The organism is Nonomuraea sp. KM88 (assembly GCF_052245635.1).
Classification (GTDB): Bacteria; Actinomycetota; Actinomycetes; order Streptosporangiales; family Streptosporangiaceae; genus Nonomuraea.
The window spans coordinates 38,813-57,840 of record NZ_JBQQCC010000013.1; the positions used below are offsets into that span (position 1 = coordinate 38,813).

Annotated in this window: 18 protein-coding genes; 11 read left to right on the forward strand and 7 right to left on the reverse strand. The window is 71.7% G+C overall.

All coding sequences use genetic code 11. From position 1 onward, the window contains the following. Window positions 1-15: 15 nt before the first annotated feature. Window positions 16-1,023 (reverse strand): LacI family DNA-binding transcriptional regulator, encoded by a 1,008-nt coding sequence (locus ACTWPV_RS32810; RefSeq protein ID WP_347645209.1) that lies wholly within the window; start codon window positions 1,021-1,023, stop codon window positions 16-18. Between the two features lie 289 nt (window positions 1,024-1,312). Between ACTWPV_RS32810 and ACTWPV_RS32815 the strand changes: the two genes are divergently transcribed. Next, entirely contained in the window at window positions 1,313-2,173 is an 861-nt protein-coding gene (locus ACTWPV_RS32815; protein ID WP_443154746.1) for an amidohydrolase family protein, read from the forward strand. Beyond that, the gene (locus ACTWPV_RS32820; protein WP_347645212.1) at window positions 2,170-2,721 is read left to right on the forward strand and encodes a cysteine dioxygenase; all 552 of its coding nucleotides are present in this window, start codon (window positions 2,170-2,172) and stop codon (window positions 2,719-2,721) included. The genes ACTWPV_RS32815 and ACTWPV_RS32820 overlap by 4 nt, the downstream gene beginning before the upstream one ends. Here ACTWPV_RS32820 and ACTWPV_RS32825 read toward each other — a convergent pair. Together ACTWPV_RS32825 and ACTWPV_RS32830 are read right to left on the reverse strand one after the other, a co-directional pair. Beyond that, on the reverse strand, window positions 2,672-3,373 hold the full coding sequence (locus ACTWPV_RS32825; RefSeq protein WP_443154747.1) for a hypothetical protein: 702 nt from the start codon (window positions 3,371-3,373) through the stop codon (window positions 2,672-2,674). The genes ACTWPV_RS32820 and ACTWPV_RS32825 overlap by 50 nt on opposite strands. 15 nt (window positions 3,374-3,388) lie before the next feature. Beyond that, entirely contained in the window at window positions 3,389-4,549 is a 1,161-nt protein-coding gene (locus ACTWPV_RS32830) for a CynX/NimT family MFS transporter (RefSeq protein ID WP_443154748.1), read from the reverse strand. 69 nt (window positions 4,550-4,618) lie between these two features. Between ACTWPV_RS32830 and ACTWPV_RS32835 the strand changes: the two genes are divergently transcribed. The 9 genes from ACTWPV_RS32835 (at window position 4,619) to ACTWPV_RS32875 (ending at window position 14,663) form a co-directional block, all read left to right on the forward strand. Next, window positions 4,619-5,608, forward strand: a complete 990-nt coding sequence (locus ACTWPV_RS32835) for a LacI family DNA-binding transcriptional regulator (RefSeq protein ID WP_443154749.1) — start codon at window positions 4,619-4,621, stop codon at window positions 5,606-5,608. A gap of 105 nt (window positions 5,609-5,713) precedes the next feature. Further along, the gene (locus ACTWPV_RS32840; RefSeq protein ID WP_347645217.1) at window positions 5,714-6,679 is read left to right on the forward strand and encodes a sugar-binding transcriptional regulator; all 966 of its coding nucleotides are present in this window, start codon (window positions 5,714-5,716) and stop codon (window positions 6,677-6,679) included. Window positions 6,680-6,826: 147 nt separating this feature from the next. Then, window positions 6,827-7,909, forward strand: a complete 1,083-nt coding sequence (locus tag ACTWPV_RS32845; RefSeq protein ID WP_443154750.1) for an ABC transporter substrate-binding protein — start codon at window positions 6,827-6,829, stop codon at window positions 7,907-7,909. A gap of 10 nt (window positions 7,910-7,919) precedes the next feature. Then, window positions 7,920-8,681, forward strand: a complete 762-nt coding sequence (locus ACTWPV_RS32850; protein ID WP_347645219.1) for an ATP-binding cassette domain-containing protein — start codon at window positions 7,920-7,922, stop codon at window positions 8,679-8,681. Window positions 8,682-8,838: 157 nt separating this feature from the next. Beyond that, window positions 8,839-10,071, forward strand: coding sequence for a sugar ABC transporter permease (locus ACTWPV_RS32855; protein ID WP_443154751.1), 1,233 nt, complete (start codon window positions 8,839-8,841; stop codon window positions 10,069-10,071). Beyond that, window positions 10,071-11,573 (forward strand): FGGY family carbohydrate kinase, encoded by a 1,503-nt coding sequence (locus ACTWPV_RS32860; protein ID WP_443154752.1) that lies wholly within the window; start codon window positions 10,071-10,073, stop codon window positions 11,571-11,573. The genes ACTWPV_RS32855 and ACTWPV_RS32860 overlap by 1 nt, the downstream gene beginning before the upstream one ends. Continuing rightward, complete coding sequence (locus tag ACTWPV_RS32865; RefSeq protein ID WP_443154753.1) at window positions 11,570-13,051, forward strand: FGGY-family carbohydrate kinase; 1,482 nt, start codon at window positions 11,570-11,572, stop codon at window positions 13,049-13,051. The genes ACTWPV_RS32860 and ACTWPV_RS32865 overlap by 4 nt, the downstream gene beginning before the upstream one ends. After that, window positions 13,048-13,662: a histidine phosphatase family protein gene (locus ACTWPV_RS32870; RefSeq protein ID WP_443154754.1), complete on the forward strand. Its 615-nt coding sequence runs from the start codon at window positions 13,048-13,050 to the stop codon at window positions 13,660-13,662. The genes ACTWPV_RS32865 and ACTWPV_RS32870 overlap by 4 nt, the downstream gene beginning before the upstream one ends. After that, window positions 13,659-14,663, forward strand: a complete 1,005-nt coding sequence (locus tag ACTWPV_RS32875) for a 2-hydroxyacid dehydrogenase (protein ID WP_443154755.1) — start codon at window positions 13,659-13,661, stop codon at window positions 14,661-14,663. The genes ACTWPV_RS32870 and ACTWPV_RS32875 overlap by 4 nt, the downstream gene beginning before the upstream one ends. 59 nt (window positions 14,664-14,722) lie before the next feature. On the opposite strand, the gene ACTWPV_RS32880 is transcribed toward ACTWPV_RS32875, so the two are convergent. The 4 genes from ACTWPV_RS32880 to ACTWPV_RS32895 form a co-directional block, all read right to left on the reverse strand. Beyond that, a complete protein-coding gene (locus ACTWPV_RS32880) occupies window positions 14,723-15,586 on the reverse strand; it encodes a carbohydrate ABC transporter permease (protein ID WP_347645227.1) in 864 nt (287 codons plus the stop codon). Beyond that, window positions 15,583-16,464, reverse strand: a complete 882-nt coding sequence (locus tag ACTWPV_RS32885) for a carbohydrate ABC transporter permease (protein WP_443154756.1) — start codon at window positions 16,462-16,464, stop codon at window positions 15,583-15,585. Before ACTWPV_RS32885 ends, ACTWPV_RS32880 begins: the two co-directional genes overlap by 4 nt. A 130-nt stretch (window positions 16,465-16,594) precedes the next feature. Then, complete coding sequence (locus ACTWPV_RS32890; RefSeq protein WP_443154757.1) at window positions 16,595-17,890, reverse strand: ABC transporter substrate-binding protein; 1,296 nt, start codon at window positions 17,888-17,890, stop codon at window positions 16,595-16,597. 126 nt (window positions 17,891-18,016) lie between these two features. Next, complete coding sequence (locus tag ACTWPV_RS32895) at window positions 18,017-18,784, reverse strand: AMP-binding protein (RefSeq protein WP_347645232.1); 768 nt, start codon at window positions 18,782-18,784, stop codon at window positions 18,017-18,019. Window positions 18,785-19,028 lie beyond the last annotated feature (244 nt).

The following is a 19,028-nucleotide window of genomic DNA, read 5'->3' on the forward strand; positions in this document are numbered from 1 at the left end:
CGGGCACGCGGGCTCCTACGGCCCCTGCCGGAGGACGGGCACGCGGGCGACCGAGCCGCGCTCCCTGAGCGCGGGCGCCTGCACGACGTGCCGCCGCCGGGTGCCGCCGTCGGCCGCCGCCGACATGAGCCGGACCGCGGCCCGCACGATGCCGTCGATGCCCCAGTCGACCGTCGTCAGGCCGGGCGTGAGCAGGCCCGACATGGGGTGGTTGTCGTAGCCCATGACCGAGACGTCGCCCGGGATCGACAGCCCGAGCTCCTGGGCGGCCGCGTAGACGCCGTAGGCGATCGAGTCGGCGAAGCAGAAGACGGCGCTCGGCTCCTTCGCCGCCAGGATGTCGTGGGCCACCGCCGTCGCGTCGGCCAGGCCGTGGGGCGAGGTGGCGACCTGGATGTCCAGGCCCAGCCGTTCGGCCTCGGCCATCACGTGCACGTCGGCGGGGCGGTCGGGCGTGCTGGCCCGGGTGGGCGTGAGCACGGCGATGCGGTGGTGGCCGAGGGCGCGCAGGTGCTCGAGAGCCAGGGTCACGCCGCGCCTGTTGTCGAAGATGACTTCGCCGGCCGTGCCCGCGATCGAGTCGCCGACCGCGATCACCGGCAGCGACTCGCACAACTCCGGCCAGAACGCCGCCGCAGGGTCGATCGGCTGCACGATCATGCCGTCGACCCGCTGGTCGCGCAGCTGCTGAGCCAGCGCCCGCTCCCTGGCGGGATCGCCGAACGCGTCGAGGATCAGCGCGTAACGATCCTTCTCGCGCAGCCCCCTGCTGATGCCGACCGCCAGGGACTGCTGCCACAGATCTTCCAGCGAGCCGCACAGCAGCCCGATCATGCCGGTGCGGCCGCTGGCCAGCGCCCTGGCGATGGGATCGGCCTCGTAACCGAGCTCGGCCGCGGCGGCCCGCACGCGCTCCTTCGTCTCCTCGGACACCTGCAGGCCGCGCAGCGCGTAAGAGACGGCCGCGGGGGACAGGCCCGTCGCCTGAGCCACCTCGCGGATCGTCGCTCTCTTTCGAGGCATTAAGCCAGCCTATTGGGTGCCGCCGACAGAAGCCGATTCCAGGACGCGGGCATGTCGGCTCCCGTCTTTCGGCGGTGCGGACATGCTCTTCAGCATCCATCCTGACGCGCCGCGTGTCGAGCGGTGGGACCGGATCCTCGTAACCGCCCGCGGCAGGCGCCTGCGGCTGTTGACAAGCGTCTGGTGAAGCGGTTCACTGAACCGTATCACTGAACCGTTTCACGTTGCGGATTTCGCTGCGTAGACGCTTTGCATGTATTGTGAGTAGGAAATAGGGGAAGGAGTGATCGTGAGCATCGACGTGCACCAGCACCTGTGGACCCGCGCGTTCGTCGACGCCCTGCGCGCCCGCACCTCCCCGCCCCGCCTCGACGGCTGGACTCTGCTCCTCGACGGCGAGCCGCCCTACGACGTCGACCCCGCCGACCACGAGCACCGCGACACCACCGGCCTCGAGCTGGCGCTGGTGTCGCTGTCGAGCCCGCTCGGCATCGAGTTCCTGGCGCCCGAGGAATCCTGGCCGCTGATCGACGCCTACCACGACGGCGCCCTGGCGCTGGGCGAGCCCTTCGGCGCGTGGGCGGCCACCTGCCACAGCGACGCCGACCCCGACCGGCTGGCCAAAGACCTCGCCAGGGGTTTCGCCGGGCTGCAGATGCCCGCGACGGCCGTGCCCGACGACCGGCTGCTGGAGGTGCTGACCGGGCTGGACCTGCCGCTGTTCGTACACCCCGGGCCGGCCGTCCCTTCCGCGGGCACGCCGCCGTGGTGGCCCGCGCTGGTGCCGTACGTGCAGCAGATGCACGCCGCCTGGCACCACTTCCACGCCGTCGTCAGGCCCCGGCACCCGAGGCTGCGCGTCTGCTTCGCCCTCCTCGCCGGGCTGGCGCCGCTGCACTCCGAGCGCCTCATCGCCAGGGGCGGCGGCGGGCGCGGCCTGATCGACCCCGGCTTCTTCGTGGAGACCTCCTCCTACGGCCCGCGCGCGATCGACGCGATCGTCCGCGAGCTCGGCATCGACGTCGTCGTCAACGGCTCCGACGCGCCCTACGCCACCGCACCCGACCCCGGACTCGGCGCCGCGGCCGCGCACGCCATCCGGGTCGTCAACCCCCGTCGCCTACTCAGCAGAAAGGAGACTCGTACGTGAGCACCGACCAGATCCAGGACGGGGGCACCTGCGCCCGGCTCCCGGAGCGCACTCTCGACCGGCGTGAGCTCCGCGACCTGGTGAACGACCTGGCCGCCCGCCCGGAGGAGTGGCACGACCAGGTCGACTTCCCCGCCGGCGGCGGCCGGCACTACGCCTCGCTCTACCGCGACGCGTACGTGGACGTCTGGCTGCTGTGCTGGCGTCCCGAGGACGACACGGGCTGGCACGACCACGACATCTCCTCGGGGGCGGTCCACGTGGTGCGGGGAGCGCTGCTGGAGTGCAACCCGCGCATCGGCGGCGAGCACCTGGAGACCGTGGTGACGGAGGGGCAGTCGTTCTCGTTCGGGCCCGACCACATCCACCGGCTCACCGGCGCGGTCGACCACAGCGTCTCCATCCACGCCTACTCGCCGCCGCTGTGGCGGCTCGGCCAGTACTCGATCGAGTCGAGCGGCGTCATGCGCCGCGTCTCGGTGAGCTACGCCGACGAGCTCAGGCCGTTGGACGAGCCGGTCGTGCCGGCGGTCGGCTCTGTGGCCTGAGCACGCAGCAGCTTCCGCAGGGCTCCACGTCGGGCAGGGTGATCCACAGACAGCAGGTCCTGCGGAAATAGCCGTCGTCGGCGGGCTCGATCAGCCCGTCGACCGGCGGCCCGATCTCTTTCAGCAACCGCATGTAGTCGCCCTCGACGATCGAGGTCAGCGGATGGGCGACGGCCTCGGCGGTGGACCCCCACAACGTGCGCTCGCCCACCTTGGCCAGGGAGCCGAGGGCCCTGACCAGCGGCGCCTGGGACTCGGCCAGCGCCTCGCCGATCGCGCTCGCGCCCGAGCCCCAGCTCACACGCGTGGCCGCGAGGGTCACCCCGGCGGGGGACACCTTGAAGTAGGTGTCAGGCAGCCGCATGAGCGGCACCTTCCCGTCCAGCGCCCACCCGAGCACCATCGGCAGGGTGTGCCAGTAGCCGTAGGTCTTCCAGAACAGCGCCGCGCCGACGTGCCGCGGGGCGTTCCAGCGCGCGGCCGTCTCGTCGGCCAGCTCGGCGAGCAGGGTGTACGGCTCCCGCACCAGCTCGGCGGCGGGCGTCCAGCTCTCGTCGGGCTCGACGACGAGGCCGGGCTCCACGCCGAGGATCCCGCCACGCGCGCCGGCGACCCGCTGAAGCACCTCGGTCAGCACCGCGAACCCCCGCACATTCGTAGGTAAGCCTTACCTCAACGTAGCAGGGCGTCCGGCGTGCCACCCCGCCACGATCTGCACCACGAGCGCGCCCATCCCGGCCATCAGCGGCACCGACCATCCGCCGGACACCTCCCTGAGCAGCCCGAACAACATCGGTCCGAGCGCCGCGACGCCGTATCCGACCGACTGGGCCACCGCCGACAGCGCGGTCACCCCGGCCGGGTTCGCCGGCCGCAACGCGATGATCAGCAGCGCCAGCACGAACGAGGCGCCCTGGCCGACTCCGAGCACGATCATCCACACCCACGGCAGGGTCGTCGGGGCCAGCAGCATCCCCAGGTACCCGAGCACGGTCAGCACGCCCGCCGCCACCGCGTACGGCGCCTGCGACTTCCGCCGCCCGGCCAGCACGGGAACGGCGAGCGAGGTGCCCACCTGGACCAGGTTCGTCAGGCTGAGCAGGTAGCCGGCCTGGTCGGGGGGCACACCGGCCTCGATGAAGATCGTCGGCAGCCAGGCCAGCATGACGTAGAAGGTCAGCGACTGCAGCCCCATCAGGGCGGTGACGTACCACGTCACGGGGCTGCGCAGCACCATGCCGATCGGCCGGGGGCCGTCCTGTCCCCCGGCGCGTCCCCGCCGCGCCTGCGGGAGCCAGAGCAGGGCCGCGAGCAGCGCGGGCACCGCCAGCAGCGCCGAGACGCCGCGCCAGCCGTACCCTGTGACGTGTTCGAGCGGGATCACCAGCGCCGAGGCGGTTGCCGCGCCCGCCACGACGGAGGAGACGTAGACGCCGGTCATGAGGTTGATCCGGGAGGGGAAGTGCTGCTTGACGACGCCGGGCATGGCGACGTTCATGACGGCGATCGCGGTGGCCGCCAGGGCCGAGCCGAGATAGAGCAGGGCCGCGCCGTCGAGCCCGCGCAGCGCGACGCCCGCCGCGATGACGAGCAGGCCGGCGAAGAGCGTGCGGTCGAGCCCGATGCGCCGGGCGAGCAGCGGCACCGCCAGCCCGAAAACGCCCAGGCAGACCACCATGACCGTGGTGATCGCGCCGCCACCCGCCGGCGAGAGACCGACGTCGTCCATGATCTCGTCGAGGAGTGGCGAGATTCCCGCGATCGCAGGACGGAGGTTGAGCGCGGCCAGCACGAATCCCGCGACGAGCGCCACAGAACGCAACGACATAGGCGACTACTCTGGCATAACCGGTTGACAACGTTGTCGCACCCCTCCTCGGTGAGACATGATCCTGGCGTGAGACCGACGATGAAGGACGTCGCCTCGGCGGCAGGCGTGGCGCTCAAGACCGTCTCGCGCGTCGTGAACGGCGAGCCCGGCGTGCACCCCGCCACGGCCGAGCGGGTGCGGGCGGCCATCGAGCGGCTGGGCTACAGCCGCAACGAGAGCGCGAGGGTGCTACGCAGAGGCAGGACCGCGACGATCGGCCTGGTCATCGAGGACGTCGCGGACCCGTTCTACTCCGGCCTGAGCAGGGCCGTGGAAGAGGTCGTCATCGACCACGGCTGCCTGCTGCTGAGCGGGTCGTCGGGCGAGCAGCCCGGCAGGGAGCGGGAGCTGGTCGAGACGTTCTGCGCGCGCCGGGTCGACGGGCTGATCGTGGTGCCCGCCGGCGAGGACCACACGTACCTGCGCAGCGAGCTGGAGGCCGGGACGCCCGTGGTGTTCGCCGACCGCCCGCCGGGCGCGGGGCTCGACGTCGACACCGTGCTCGCCGACAACGTGAGCGGGGCTGGGCAGGCGGTCCGCCACCTCCTGGGCCACGGCCATGTCCGGATCGCCTTCCTCGGCGACGACCCGGCCATCTTCACGGCGGCGCAGCGCCTGCAGGGTTACCGCGCGGCCCTCGGCGGCCTCTACGACGAGCGGCTGGTGTCGATGCGACCGCCGTCGCTGGGGACGGTACGCGCCGACCTGGCCGGCATGCTGGCCCTGGACGATCCGCCGACGGCGGTGTTCGCCGGGAACGGCCGCTACACCGTGACCGTGCTGCGCGCCCTCGCGGGGCGGCGGCCGGCGCTGGTCGGGTTCGACGACTTCGAGCTGGCCGACCTGCTGCAGCCCGGGGTGACGGTGGTGGCTCAGGACCCGTCGTGGATGGGTCGGGTGGCGGCCGAGCTGCTGTTCCGCCGCCTGCGCGGCGACGTGGGCCCGTCGGAGCACATCGAACTGCCGGTCCGGCTCATCCCCCGAGGCTCCGGCGAGCGCCCCGCCCCTCCGCGCTAGGGCCTGCCTCGCTCGCCACCACGATCGCGCGCGGGCCCAGTAGGTATAGTCATGGGCGCATCAGTTCTGCAAAAGTGTTCACAGACCTCATTCAGGAGCGCGCGCATGAATGCCGCCGACGTCGCACCCGAGGCGCAGACCCGATTCCCCCATGAGCTGATGTACGCGGCGGCGCAGCAGTACTACATGGAGGACGCCACCCAGGGCGACATCGCCAAACGGCTGGGCGTCAGCAGGGCGACCGTCAGCCGGCTGCTCACCGAGGCCCGCAAGCAGGGCATCGTGGAGATCAAGGTGCACCGGCCCGCCTCGATGGAGGACGGCCCGCTGGCCGCCGAGGTGGCGCGGGCGCTCGGCCTGGGGCAGGTCTTCATCGTGCCCAAGGTCAGCGGCCCCGCGCTGGGCCCGTGGCTGGCCCCCGGCGTGGCGCGCGCGCTGGCCGGGGTGGGGCTGGAGTCGGGCGACGTCGTGCTCGTCTCGTCGGGCACCACGGTCTACGAGTGCGCCCGCGAGGGGCTCGGGCACTATCCGGGCGTCACGATCGCGCCCGCCGTGGGCGGCCAGGAGGAGCCCCAGCCCTGGTTCCAGACCAACGAGACCACCCGCATCCTGGCCGAACGCGTCGGCGGCGTGCCCGCCTACCTCTACGCGCCCGCCCTGCCCGGCCCCGAGCTGTTCTACTCGCTCCAGCACGAGCCGTCCGTACGCCGGGTGATGGACCTGTGGGCGCACGCCAAGTGCGCCCTCGTGGGCGTCGGCTCGGCGCCGCTCATGCGGCAGATGACACCCGCCTTCATGCCGCGCGACGCCGAGGCCCTGCGCCAGGCCGTGGGCGACGTCTGCATGCGCGTCTACGACCGGGAGGGCACCCCGCTGACCTATCCGGGCAGCGAGCGCCTGGTCGCCACGCGACTGGAGGAGCTGCGCCGCGTCCCGGCCACGATCGCCGTCGCCGTCGGCGCGGAGAAGGTGCTCTCGATCATCGCCGGCGCCCGGGGCGGCTACTTCAACCAGCTCGTCACGGATGCGCCGACGGCTGAGGGGATTGTGGCCGCCGCACGCCAGCTCTGAACATCTTTGCTGGACAAAGTTTCTGAACGCACGCTAACGTGAGCCGCACCACAGGATGTGAGCCCTTGTGAGGGGCTATGTCCATGTCTCGGGGGCAGCGAGCGTTTGGATCCGTCCGCGAGGACGTAGCGAGTGAGGAACGAACCCGTGAACAGAGCTCAGATGCGGACCAGCGCGTTCGCCGTGGCGGCAGTGCTCGCAAGCTCGGTGCTGGCCGCGTGCGGCTCAGACTCCGGCTCGACCGGCGGGGATGCCGGCGGCGACACCCAGAACGCCAAGGTCGCCTTCCTCATGCCCGACCTCGCCTCCACCCGTTACGAGCTGCAGGACAAGCCGCTGTTCGAGGCCAAGATGCAGCAGCTCTGCCCGAGCTGCCAGGTCATCTACCAGAACGCCGACTCCGACGCGGCCAAGCAGCAGCAACAGGCCAACTCCGCGCTCGCCCAGGGCGTCAAGGCGATCGTGATCGACCCGGTCGACTCCGCCGCCGCGGCCACCATCGTCAAGTCGGCCCAGTCGCAGCAGGTGCCGATCATCGCCTACGACCGGCCGATCCCGGCCACGCCGGCCGACTACTACATCTCGTTCGACAACGAGAAGATCGGCTCGATGATCGCCCAGTCCCTGGTCGACCACCTCAAGGAGGAGAAGGCCGAGGGCGGCATCCTCCAGGTCAACGGCTCCCCCACGGACGCCGCGGCCGGCCTGATCAAGAAGGGCATCCACAGCGCCGTCGACCCGAGCGGCTTCAAGCTCCTGGCCGAGTACGACACCCCGGACTGGCAGCCCGAGAAGGCGCAGACCTGGGTGAGCGGCCAGATCACGCAGTTCAAGGGCCAGATCGCCGGCGTGGTCGCGGCCAACGACGGCACCGGCGGCGGCGCCATCGCCGCGTTCAAGGCGGCCGGCGTGGACGTGCCGCCGGTCACCGGCAACGACGCCGAGCCCGCTGCCGCCCAGCGCGTCATCGCGGGCGACCAGTACAACACCATCTCCAAGCCCATCAAGATCGTGGCCGAGGCCGCGGCGAACGTGGCCTGGGGCTTCATGCAGGGCGAGAAGCCCGCGGGCAAGACCACGCTCTACGACACGCCGTCCGAGCTGTTCGTCCCCACGGTGGTCACCAAGGACAACATCAAGGAAGTGCTCTTCGACAGCGGCATCATGAAGGCCGCCGACATCTGCACGGGCGCGTACGCCAAGGGCTGCGACGAGCTCGGCATCAAGTAGGAGAGCACCGATGACCGTCCTGTCGCTGCGCGGGATCAACAAGACCTTCGGCGCCGTGGCCGCGCTCACCGACATCGAGCTCGACGTCGCCGCCGGCGAGGTCGTCGCGATCGTCGGCGACAACGGCGCGGGCAAGTCGACCCTGGTCAAGATCCTGGCCGGCGTGCACGCGCCCGACTCCGGCAGGGTCACCTTCGAGGGCCGCGACGTCGAGATCCCCACGCCGGCCGCCGCGCACAAGCTCGGCATCGCCACCGTCTTCCAGGACCTGGCGCTCTGCGAGAACCTCAACGTGATCCAGAACCTGTTCCTCGGCCAGGAGGTCCGCCCGCTGCGGCTGGACGACGTGGCCATGGAGACCCGCTCGTGGGAGCTGCTGCGCCAGCTCTCCGCCAAGATCCCGAGCGTGCGGGTGCCGGTCGCGGCACTGTCCGGCGGCCAGCGGCAGACCGTGGCCATCGCCAGGTCGCTGCTCGGCGACCCCAAGGTGATCATCCTCGACGAGCCCACGGCCGCGCTCGGCGTGGCGCAGACGGCCGAGGTGCTCAACCTCGTCGAGCGGCTGCGCGAGAACGGCCTGGGCGTCATCATGATCAGCCACAACATGGCGGACGTGAAAGCCGTCGCCGACACCGTGGTGGTGTTGCGGCTCGGCCGCAACAACGGCGTCTTCGGCGTGGCCGACGTCACCACCGAGGACATCATCGCCGCCATCACCGGCGCCACCGACAACGCGGTGTCCCGGCGTACCAACAAGGGAGCGTCGTCGTGAAGGGGCGAGGGCACATGGCGAGCGAACCCGCCTCACGGAGTGAGGCCATGAACACGCGAGGGAGCGCCGTCGTCTGGAGGAGCGGCGGAAGCGCAGCGACCAGAGCGGGGGAAGACGGCGGCATCGGGCGACCGAGCCCGCCGAACGGAGTGAGGCCATGAATACAGTGACCACCGACCGCCAGGACGAGCGCCTGCGGGAGCGCGCGGGGCTGCGCGGCGCGGTCACCGACGTGATCGAGCGCGCTCGCGGCGGCGACCTTGGCGTCATCCCGGTCGTGGTCGGGCTCGTGGTCATCTGGACGGTGCTGCAGGTCCTCAACCCGATCTTCCTGTCCAGCGCGAACCTGGTGAACCTCACGCTGGAGTCCGCCGCCGTCGGCATCATCGCGCTGGGCGTCGTGTGCGTGCTGCTGGTCGGGCAGATCGACCTGTCCGTCGGGTCGGTCAGCGGGCTGTCCGGCGCCGTGCTCGCGGTGTTGTTCGTGAGCGAGGGGTTGCCGGTCTGGCTCGCGATCGCCGCCTCCGTGCTCATGGGCGCGGCCATCGGCTGGTTGTACGGGCAACTGTTCAACCGGTTCGGGGTGCCGAGCTTCGTGATCACGCTGGCCGGCCTGCTCGGTTTCCTGGGCCTGCAGCTGTACGTGCTGGGCGCCAAGGGGTCGATCAACCTGCCGTTCGACTCGGGCCTGGTGAACTTCGCCCAGCTCGACTTCGTACCGGCCTGGTTGTCGTACACGTTCGCGGGGATCGCGGCCGTGTGGTTGTTCGCCAGCGGATTCCTCCACGCCCAGCAGCGGCGCAAGGCCGGGCTGTCGGCGAGAAGCGTCACCGCGCTGGCCGCCAGGAGCGTGGCGCTGCTCGTGGTGCTGGCGTTCGTGGTCTGGTACCTCGGCCAGACGCGCGGCGTCGGCTGGATGTTCGTCTTCTTCGTGGCGCTCGTGCTGATCATGCACTACCTGCTGTCGCGGACGAAGTGGGGCAGGGCCGTGTACGCCGTCGGCGGCAACGTCGAGGCCGCGCGCCGCGCCGGCATCAACGTCCGGGCGATCTACACCTCCGTGTTCGTGCTCTGTTCGACGTTCGCCGCGGTCGGCGGCATCCTGGCCGCGGCCAGGCTCGCGGCGGCCAACCAGAGCAGCGGCGGCGGCGACGTCAACCTCAACGCCATCGCGGCGGCCGTGATCGGCGGGACGAGCCTGTTCGGCGGGCGCGGCACGGCCTTCGGCGCGCTGCTCGGCGTCATCGTGATCCAGTCCATCTCCAGCGGGCTGACGCTGCTCAACCTGGACTCCTCGATCCGGTTCGTGGTCACCGGGGTCGTGCTGCTGCTCGCGGTGGTCGTCGACTCGGTGTCGCGCCGGTCGAGGACCTCACACGGCAGGGCCTGATGGCGATCATCTGCGTGGACGCGGGGACCACGGTCATCAAGGCGGTCGGCTACGACTCCTCGGGGGCGGAGTCGCACGTCGCCCGGCGGGAGACCACGGTCGCGAGGCCGGCGCCCGGCCACGCCGAGCAGGACATGGACGCCGTCTGGGCCGCGGTCGCCGAAACGGTCCGAGAGGTCGCGGCCCGAATGCGCGAGCCGCGTGCCACTCCTGGTGCGGGGGAGATCGACTTCGTGGCGGTGACGGCGCAGGGCGACGGCTGCTGGCTGGTCGACGCCGGCGGCCGGCCGGCCGGGCCGGCGATCCTCTGGAACGACGCCAGGGCCGCCGCCACGGTCGACGCCTGGACCCGTTCGGGGCTCGCGGCGGAGGCCTTCCGCCTGAACGGCTCCTCGGCCGCGTCCGGGCTGCCGCACGCCGTCCTCACCTGGCTGCGCGCGAACGACCCCGGCCGGCTCGACCGGTCGCACGCCAACCTGACCTGCGGCGGCTGGATCTTCTCCCGGATGACCGGGGAGCTGGTGGCCGACGAGTCCGACGCGTCCGCGCCGTTCATGGACCTGCGGGCGCGGGCGTACTCGGACGAGCTGCTCGGCATGTTCGGCATGGAATGGGCCGGACGGCTGCTGCCCGAGATCCGGTCCTGTCCGGTCGCCGAGCTGACGGCGGACGCCGCCGCGACGCTCGGCCTGCCCGCCGGCACGCCGGTCGTGATGGCCCCCTACGACATCGCCTCGACGGCCCTGGGCGCGGGCGCGGTGGCGCCGGGGCAGGCGTGCGGGATCCTCGGCACCACGCTGTGCACCGAGGTCATCGTCGGCGCCCCCGACCTGGACGGCGACCCGATCGGCATCACGATCGCGCTGCCCGGCGGCTACCTGCGGGCCTTCCCCACGTTCGCCGGCACGGAGGTCGTGCAGTGGACGTGCCGCCTGCTGGGCCTGGACGGCCCGGCCGAGCTGGGCGAGCTGGCCCGGCGGAGCCCGCCGGGCGCGGGCGGTCTGACGTTCCTGCCCTACCTGTCGCCCGCCGGCGAGCGGGCGCCCTTCTCCGACCCGCTGGCCAGGGGCGCGCTGCACGGCATGTCGTTCGAGCACGGCCGCGAGCACGTCGCCAGGGCCGCGCTGGAAGGGCTCACGATGGTCATCCGTGACTGCCTGGCCGCCACCGGCGCCGCGCCGACGGAGCTGCGCGCGAGCGGGGGCGGCTCGGCCAGCGCCACCTGGCTCGCGATGATCGCCGACGTCACCGGGCTGCCCGTACGCCGCCCGGCCGACGCCGAGGTGGGCGCGCGGGGTGCGTACCTGGTGGGGCTGGCCGCCACGGGCGCCGCGCCGTCCGTCGCCGACGCGGCGGCCCAGCACGTACGCCTGCGCGACGCCGTCGAGCCCGACCCCGGCCGCCAGGCCCGCTATGCCCGGCTCTTCGACGACTTCCTGAGCCTTCGGGGCTCCAGCGCCGGCACGTGGCCGCTGCTCGCCGACATGAGGGGCCGTACATGAGCGTGTGGATCGGCGTCGACCTCGGGACGCAGAGCGTCCGGGCGATGGCCGTCACCGGCGGCGGCGACGTGCTCGGCGCCGACGCGCGCCCGCTGACCAGCCACCGTGACGGTCCCCGCCATGAGCAGGACCCCGAGGAGTGGTGGCGGGCGCTGGCCGGCGCCACCCGAGAGGCGCTGCGGGACGTGCCTCCGGAGCGGGTGGCGGGAGTGGCGGTGGACGCCACCTCTGGAACGATCCTGCTCGCCGACGGACTCGGCGGGGCGTTGACGCCCGCGCTGATGTACGACGACCGGCGGGCGGCGGGCGAGGTCGCGCGGGTCAACGAGGTGGGCGGGCACGTGTGGGAGCGGCTCGGCTACCGGCGCATGCAGCCCAACTGGGCGCTGCCGAAGCTGCTGTGGCTGCTGCGCGACGCGCCGCGCGGGGCTCGGCCGGCGCACCAGAGCGACTTCGTCAACCGGCGGCTGACCGGCCACGAGGTGGCCACCGACCTGAGCAACGCGCTCAAGACCGGCGTCGACCTGGTCGAGGAGCGCTGGCCCGCCGAGGTGTTCGACGCGCTGGGGGTGCCTGCGAAGATCCTCCCCGAGGTCGTACGGCCGGGCGCCCGGCTGGGCGTGGTGTGCCCTGAGGCCGCCGAGCAGACCGGCATCCCCGCCGGCACGCCGGTGGTCGCCGGGACCACCGACGGCTGCGCGGCCCAGCTCGGCGCGGGGGCGCAGCGGGCCGGCAGCTGGAACTCCGTGCTGGGCACCACCCTGGTGCTGAAGGGCGTGACGGAGGAGCTGATCCACGACCCGCTCGGCGTCGTCTACTCGCACCGCGCGCCGGACGGCTCGTGGCTGCCCGGCGGGGCGTCGAGCACGGGAGCGGGCGTGCTGACCCGCGACCTCCCCGGGCGCGACCTCGACGCGCTCAGCGCCCAGGCCGCTGCCCGGTTCGGCGCGCGTCCCGGACCGTCCGGCGGCGCGGGGCCGGGGGCTGTCACGTACCCGCTGGTCTCCCGGGGAGAACGGTTTCCCTTCGCCGCGCCCGACGCGGAGTCGTTCACGCTCGGCGACCCGGCCGACGACGTCGACCGCTACGCGGCGATCCTGCTCGGTGCGGCCTTCGTCGAACGGCTCTCCTTCGACTACCTCGACCTGCTCGGCGCTCCCGTTGACGGCGAGATCATCCTGACCGGCGGCGCCACCAGGAGCGCGTACTGGACCCGGCTCAGGGCCGACGTCCTCGGCCGCCCGGTGACGTTGCGGGAGAACGCCGAACCCGCGCTCGGCATGGCCGTGCTCGCGGCCGGCAGCGCCACGGGGGAGCTGGACGGAGAGAGCGCCGGGATGATCAGGACGCGGGCCGTGGTGGGGCCGTCAGGGGCCGACCTGCGCGAGCCGTACCTGCGTTTCGTCGCCGAGCTGGAACGCCGCGGCTGGCTCGGCGAGGCCGCCGCACGACACGCCCGCGAAAGGACCACCCGATGACCGACCTCGTGCTCGTACGCCACGGCGAGACCGTCTGGCACGCCGAGAACCGCTACGCCGGGCTCACCGACATCGAGCTGACCCCGCGCGGCCACGAGCAGGCCGCCCGGCTCGCCGGATGGGCCGCGACCGCGGGGCTGGAAGGCGTGTGGGCCTCGACGCTGAGCCGGGCCCGCATCACCGCCGAGGCGAGCGCCGCGGCGGCGAAGGTGGCGACGCGCGTGGACGCCAGGCTGCGCGAGCTGGACTTCGGCCAGGGCGAGGGCCTGACGTCGGCGGAGATGGCGGCCCGCTTCCCCGAGGCCCGCGCCGCGTTCGAGGCCGACCCCGCGGAGCACCCGCTGCCGGGAGGCGAGGACCCGCGGCAGGCCGCCGAGCGTTTCGTCGCCGCGCTGCACGACATCGCCGCCGCGCACCAGGGCGGGCGCGTGCTGGTGGTCGCGCACACCACCGCCCTCAGGCTCGCCCTGTGCCACCTCGTCGGGGTGCCGCTCGGCGAATACCGGCGGCTGTTCCCCCGCCTGGACAACTGCGCGCTGACCGAGCTGCGGCTGAACGCCGGACGGCCGGCGCTGCTGCAGTACAACTCCCCGATTGGAGCCGTTCGTTGACCATCCGAGTCCTTGCCGCAGGCGACCACTTCGTCCAGAACCGCCTGCTCATCGACGCGCTCAGACGGGAGGTCCCCGGCGAGGTGGACGTCCGCGAGCTGACGTTGCCGTGGCCGGTGGAGCCGTTCGGCCGGGTGGGCGAGGTCGACGAGGCCTCCGACGTGGAGGACGCGCTGATCGAGGCGCTGCGCGGCGTCGAGGTGTGCGTGACCCAGATGGCTCCGCTGACCAAGCGCGTCCTCGACGCCTCGCCCGATCTGCGGCTGTTCTGCGTGAGCAGGGGCGGTCCCGTGAACGCCAATCTGGAGGCGGCCGCGCAGGCGGGGGTGGCCGTGACGTACGCGCCGGGCCGCAACGCCGTGGCCACCGCCGAGCACACGCTCGCCATGCTGCTCGCCGCCACCCGCAGGATCCCGCAGACGCACACCGACCTGGCCGGCGGCGTGTGGCGGGGCGACTACTACACCTACGACAGCGTGGGCCCGGAACTGGAGGGCGGCACGGCCGGCCTGATCGGGTACGGCGCCATCGGCAGCCGCGTGGCCCGCATGCTGGCGGGTTTCGGCGCGGAGGTCCTGGTCCACGACCCGTACGTCGACGTGCCCGGCAAGGTGGAGCTCCCCGAGCTGCTCGAACGCTCCCGTTTCGTCTCCCTGCACGCCCGCGCCACCCCCGAGACCACCGGCATGATCGGCGCGGCCGAGATCGCCGCGATGCCGCGAGGTTCGGTCCTGGTCAACTGCGCGCGCGGCGCGCTGCTCGACTACGACGCGCTGTGCGACGCGCTGGAGTCCGGCCACCTGTTCGGCGCCGCCATGGACGTCTTCCCCGAGGAGCCGATCCCGCCGGGCTCGCGCCTGCTCGCCGCGCCGAACCTGGTGATGACCCCGCACCTGGCCGGGGCCAGCAAGGAGACGGCGATGAAGGCCGCCTCGATCGTGGCCGCGGACGTGGCCCGCTACGTGCGCGGCGAGCCACCGGCCCACCTGGCCACTCCTTGAGGGCCACTCCTTGAGGGCCACTCCTTGAGGGCTACCCCTTGAGGGCTACCCCTTGAGGGCTACCCCTTGAGCGCGCCCGCCATGAGCCCGCGCATGAAGAACCGGCCGAGCAGGATGTAGATCAGCATCGTCGGGATGGACGAGAGGATGGCCGCCGCCATCTGCTGGCTGTACGGGGTGGCCTGGGCGCCCGCGATGTTGTTCAGCATCACGGTCGCCGGCCAGCTCGTCGGCCCGGTCAGGAACACGGCGAACAGGAAGTCGTTCCAGAGCGAGGTGAACTGCCAGATGACGACCACCGCGATCGCGGGCGCCGACACCGGCAGCACCACCGACCAGTAGGTCCGCAGCATGCCCGCGCCGTCCACCCGCGACGCCTCGATGAGCTCGTCGGGGATCGTGACGTAGTAGTTGCGGAAGATCAGCGTGCAGATCGGGATGCCGTAGACGACGTGGGCGAGCACCAGCCCGGGGATGCCGCCGTAGAAGACGCCCTGCAGCCCGGTCAGGTCGTTCAGCCCGACGAGCAGCTGCACCAGCGGGATCATCACGCCCTGGTACGGGATGAACATGCCGAACAGGAACAGGGTGAACAGCACGTCCGCGCCGGGGAAGCGCCACTTGGACAGCACGTAGCCGTTCATGGAGCCCAGCGCGCACGACAGCAGCGAGCCGGGCACGGCCAGCAGCACGCTGTTCCACAACCCTGGGGCGAGCTTGTCCCAGGCCACCTGCCATGCCTCGGTCGTCCACGTCTGCGGCAGGTTCCAGGCCTGGCTGGGATCCGCCTCGGTGAGCGGCTTGAAGCTGGTGACCAGCAGGACGTAGATCGGGATGAGGAAGATCACCACGAAGGCGAGCAGCACGCCGAACCGCGTCCAGGCGAACGCCGTGCTCCTCCGCCCGGCACTCACCGCTGTCATTGGCGCCTCTCCTTACGCACGGACCAGATCAGGTACGGGATCACGAAGATCGCCACGCTGAGGACGATGTAGGAGGCGATCGTGGCCCCCTTCGCGGGGTCGTGGGAGTCGAAGACCGCCACCCACATGAACACCGCGGGCACGTCGGTGATGATCTGCTTGCCCGACACCGCGACGATCAGGTCGAAGACCTTGAGCGAGATGTGCCCCAGGATGATCAGCGCGGACAGGGTCACCGGCCTGAGCAGGGGCAGCACGACGTGCCGGTAGACGCCCCACTCGGAGCAGCCGTCGACGCGGGCCGCCTCGCGCAGTTCCTCGGGCACGCCGCGGAAACCGGCCAGGAACAACGCCATGACATATCCGGACATCTGCCAGATGGCTGGCAGCGCCATCGCCGCCATGCCCCAGTCCGGATCCCGGAACCACTGCCACTGCGGCAACCCGATCGCGTCGAACAGCCGGTTGAGCCCCACCGCCCGCTCGTCCGTCCCCGAGTTCATCAGCCACCGCCACACGATCCCGGTCGCGACGAACGAGATGGCCATCGGGAACAGGTAGATCGCCCGGAACGTCCCCTCGCCCCTGATGCCCTTCTCCATGAGGAACGCCAGCAGCCACCCGAGTACCAGCGCCCCGAGCACGAACACGACCGTGAACACGATCGCGTGCCGGACCGACAGGTGCCATCGGGCCTGGTCCCAGATGTCGAAGAAGTTCTGCAGCCCCACGAACTCGCCCTCGGACACCTCATCGTGCTTGTCCGTCATGGCCAGCCGGAAGTTCCAGCCGAGCATGCCGTACACGAAGACGCCGATCAGGACGATCGACGGCGTGACGAGGAGGAGCCCGGGCAGCCACGTGCGCGCCCGCCTCACAAGCAATCCCTCCCACGGACACGGCAGGCCGCCGGATGCGGCGGCCTGCCGGGCCCGTCGCGTGGTTCTCCTACCGGCTCATCTCCCGGCTCATCTCCGGGCTCATCTCTGCGCTCATCTCCGGGCCCGGCTACTGCGCGTTGGCCGTGGCAGCGTCGGCCAGCCCTTGCTGCAGGGCCTTGACGTCCTTGGTGCCGAGGAACAGGCCGACCTGCTCGTTGATCGCGGCCAGCCACGGCTGGTTCACCGCCACACCGTGCTGGACCGACCCGGCGAGCTTGTTGCTCGACCAGTCCTTCAGCGCATCGGCCAGGTAGTCGGTGTAGAGCGACTCGTCGGCGTCCTTGCGCGCGGGGATGGAGCCCTTCTTCGGGTTGAAGGCGTCCTGGCCCTCCTTGCTGGCCGCGACCTTCAGCCAGGCCAGCGCCCCGTCACGGTTCTTCGCGCCCTTGGGCAGGGTGAAGCTGTCGGACAACCACAGGTACGTGCCCTCGGTGCCGGGAGCGGGCGCCCAGTCGAAGTCGGTCTTCGACTTCTTGCCCAGGCCGCCCTCCGGGGGGTTGTGGAAGTAGCCGTAGGCCCAGTCGCCCATGATGTTGAAGGCGGCCTCGCCGTCGGCGACCTGCTTGGCCGCGGGCTGCCAGTCGTCCTGCGGGTCGCCCGCGTACTCCATGATCTTGGCGAAGTTCTGCAGGGCCGTGGTCACCTGCGCGCTGCTCCAGTCGGCGCCCGGCTTGAACAGGGCGTTGTAGGCGTCGGTGCCCAGCGAGCCGAGCAGCACGCTCTCCAGCAGGTGGGTGACGGTCCACTCGGAGCCGATCGACAGGGGGATCTTGCCCTTGGCCTTGACCTTCTCCAGGGCCGCGACGAACTCCTCGATCGTCTTGGGCGCCCCGGCCACCCCGGCCTCCTTGAGCACCGCCGGGTTGAACCACAGGACGTTGGACCGGTGGATGTTCACCGGCACCGAGTAGATCTTGCCCTCCACGCTGATCTGCTCGACGAGCTGGGCGGGGAAGACCTCCTTGAGCTTCAGCTCGTCGTAGAGCGCGGTCAGGTCCTCAAGGTTGCCGGCCTTGATGTAACCCTGCAGCTCGGCGCCCGCGTGGCCCTGGAAGGTGTCAGGAGGGGTGCTCGCCTGGAGCTTCGACTGCAGCAGGGCCTTGGCCTTGTCGCCGGAGCCACCCGCCACCGCCGCGTCGAAGAAGGTATATGTCGGGTTTTTCTCCTCGAAGATCTTCCGCATCGCGGCGAGGCCGTCGGCCTCACCAGGACCCGTCCACCAGGAGAAGACCTCAACCTGCTGTTTCCCGCCGCTGTCGGCGGAGGGCGACTGTGCCGTCTGCTCGCCGCCGCCACCGCCGCAGGCCGTCAGGCCCAGCACGCTCACCATCGTGATCGAGGCGGCCACCAACCACCGTCGCATCGCACACCATCCCTTCGAAGCCCCCCGAAGCAGGTGATCCTTGACAACGTTGTCAACAACGGCTATCAACCCACTTTCCCCGCCACGCCGTCAAGGGAGAGCGGGTAACAGGTCCGCATATCTGGCTCAGGCGCGCCTCAGCACGCCGTCAGGACCCGACACCACCGTGACGCCGAAACCACGGCCGCCGGCCAGGTCGTCACCGTGCGCGGCGACCACCGTCGCCCCCTTCGACACGCCAAGCGCGATCAGGGCCGGCAGGTCGCAACCGCCGCCGGGAGTCCACGTGGCCAGCACCACGTCCGACTCGGTCAGGCGTACGGGCCGGTCGAGCTCGGCCATCCTGGCCAGCAGGTCCGCGTGCGACAACCGCCGGCCCCCGGCAGGCAGGAGCGCGGCCTGGCGCCTGGCGTCGAGCACGGGCAGCGCGGTCGGCGCGAGCGCCACCAGCTCGCTGAAGTCGATCGTGTCGAGCGCCGCGCCCAGCGAGACGATCTGCCGCACCCGGGAGCGCTCGGCCGCGCGCACCGCCGTCGCCGCCAGGTCCGGCGTGGTGACCAGGGTGCGCGCGTCGCACTCCCGCAACCACACGGCCAGCTCGTACGCCCCGAGCGCGGGATCGATGGGCGCCGCCACCCCACCCGCGGCCAGCACCGTGTGCACGGCCAGCGTCTGCGCGCCCGCCGTCGAGACGTGCACGCCCACCACCTGGTCGCGCCGCGCGCCCCTGCACACCAGGCCCGAAGCCGCCCTGGTCACCTCGGTCACCAGCTCGCGGTAGCCATAGACACGACGGCCCCGCACGTCGACGAGCGCGGGCCGGTCACCACGCCCGTAGGCCAGCCGGAAAACCTCGTGGATCACGGTGCCGGTCGTCGAGACCGAGGGCTTCATGGTTGACAACGTACGACCGCCCGGACGGGCCCGGCATCCGCCGATGTATGTAGGCCGATGTGCATTATTCGGGCGGGCCCGAGCCCTGCGCGGCTCGAGCCCGCGGTCACGCGCCGGCGACCGGACCGCCACCCCTCCGAGGAGGCCCGGCCGGCACGGACACGTGACGACCGCACGCGAGGCAAGCCCCGCGTTCGAACGGTAAGCCCTCAGGGCACCCCCGCACATGCTCTGACATGGCTAT